Origin of the sequence: Frankia sp. AiPs1, assembly GCF_023716945.1 — a bacterium.
GTDB lineage: Bacteria > Actinomycetota > Actinomycetes > Frankiales > Frankiaceae > Frankia.
This window is the reverse complement of the sequence record NZ_JAMQQF010000837.1, coordinates 1-1,847: the sequence shown is the minus strand read 5'-3', so window position 1 is coordinate 1,847 and position 1,847 is coordinate 1. Positions and strand designations below refer to the sequence as shown.

At 73.9% G+C, this 1,847-nt stretch carries 3 protein-coding genes; 2 read left to right on the top strand and 1 reads right to left on the bottom strand.

Annotated elements, in window-relative coordinates; translation table 11 throughout:
* A partial coding sequence (locus ND748_RS31150) for a WXG100 family type VII secretion target (protein ID WP_251749885.1) occupies positions 1 to 589 on the top strand: 589 nt, incomplete at its 5' end.
* 135 nt (positions 590 to 724) lie between these two features.
* Complete coding sequence (locus tag ND748_RS31145; protein ID WP_251749884.1) at positions 725 to 1,009, top strand: WXG100 family type VII secretion target; 285 nt, start codon at positions 725 to 727, stop codon at positions 1,007 to 1,009.
* Positions 1,010 to 1,095: 86 nt separating this feature from the next.
* Here the strand turns inward: ND748_RS31145 and ND748_RS31140 are convergent.
* On the bottom strand, positions 1,096 to 1,847 hold a 752-nt coding region (locus ND748_RS31140; RefSeq protein ID WP_251749883.1), incomplete at its 5' end, for a S8 family serine peptidase.

The following is a 1,847-nucleotide window of genomic DNA, read 5'->3' as shown; positions in this document are numbered from 1 at the left end:
CCGGCGGAGCGCTACCCGCCAACCGCCGCGCGGGGCCACCGCGCCGGGCCGCCGCGTCGCATCGGACGAGCCGGCCGCGTCGACCCGCGGAAAAAGAAAGGCTGTCGGCGACTTCCATCAACCGGTCGTTATTGGGACGATGGTGCGCGCGCCGGCGAAATCAGCCGACGCCTCGGGATGGGTGCCTGGTGAACGCGGGGCGCCGCAGGACGCCGCACGCGAAGACCGTCCGGAAACGAGGGGTGAACAACCGATGGCCGGCAGCTTTGAGGTTGACCACGCAATCATGTCGCGATCCGCGTCCGGCGGATCGAATATCGCACTGGACGTAAAGGCGACGTCCGACGCGATGATTGCCCAGCTCGACGGCCTGATCTGGCAGGGCGAGGGCAAGATCGCCTTTGACGACGCCAAGGATGCGCTGCGGGACGACCTGCAGTCGATCAGCAACGCGCTGCAGAACCTGTCGGGGATGCTCGGCCAGGCGTCCGGGTTCTACGGGACGGTGGACGTGGACGCCCGCGACGTCGTGCGGCGCGCCGGGGTGGGCGCGGGAGGCATCGCGGCGGGCCTGCGCGGGCTCGCCTGACGGCAGCGGCACGCGGCGCCCCGTCCCTCCAGCCGCCCGCGCCGACCCTCACCGCACCACCGGCCGACCGCCGACCCGCCTGGAAGAGCCGACCCGCCTGGAAGACCGACCCACTTGGAAGAGAGGACACCCACCGTGCTCCAGGTGAACTTCAGCTCCCTCGACGGAGCCGTGACCAGCCTCAGCAGTGCCCGCGGGCTGCTCGAGCAGCAGATCCGGGATCTCGAGGCGAAGATGGGGCCGCTGCTGGCCACCTGGGAGGGCGACGCGAAGCTCGCCTACCACGCGCTGCAGACACAGTGGAAGACCTCCGCGGACCAGCTCGCCGGCGACATCGAGGCGTTGAAGAACGCGGTGCACCAGGTGGGCGGCAGCTACCAGCAGACCGAGCGCTCCGTCACCCACACCTTCACGGTCTGAGGATCGCGCCGCACCGTCACGGTCCGAGGTCACGCCCGGCCTTCACGGTCTGGGCGGGGGCTGCGCGCCGCGGGACCGGGTCGGACTTACCGGGGCCGGGGCGGCGCGGGCACGGTGAGGTATCGGTCCATCTGATCGTCATCATCGGATCGCCCGAGATCGGATCGCCCGGCGTCGGATGGTCGGCCGGAAGCGGATGGCCGCCCGGCGTTGGGCGCGTCGTGCGGCCACCCTGGCGCCCCCGCGGCCGGGCTCGTCAGGTCTGCCCGACGGCGCGCCACCGTCCGCGCGAGCGCCGCGACGAGCACGGCGGCCGCGACGAGGGCCAGGACGACGAGCGAACCGCCGACGGCCCGACGGGTCACGGCCCGCCAGTGCGCGTCGCGACGATGCGCCGCCGTGTCGACGGTGGGCGCCGGCAACACGGGCAGGGCCCGCGCCGAGGCTTCGGCCTGCACCTCCGTCACCGCCCGGTAGGGGTCGACGAGCCCGCGTGCCTGCTCCGGGGAGGCGACGGTGTCGGGCACCGTGTCCGCCGTCGCGATCAGCCGGCGGGCCACCTCGTCGGCGCGCATCGTCGGCGCCGAGGCCCGTAGCAGGGCCGCGGCGGCGCTGACCGAAGCGGTAGCCAGGTCGCTGCCGGACAGCAGGGCCCGGCCGTGGCCGGGCATGGCGACGAGCACGTCCTGACCCGGCGCGACGATGTCCACGGCGCTGCCGGCAGGGGCGTCGGGCAGGCGGACGCCGGTCCGGTCGACCCCGCCCACCCCGAGCACCCCCGGATACGCGGCGGGATAGCGCGGCGAGCCCGTCCCCGTCCCGGCGGCCCGGTCACCGG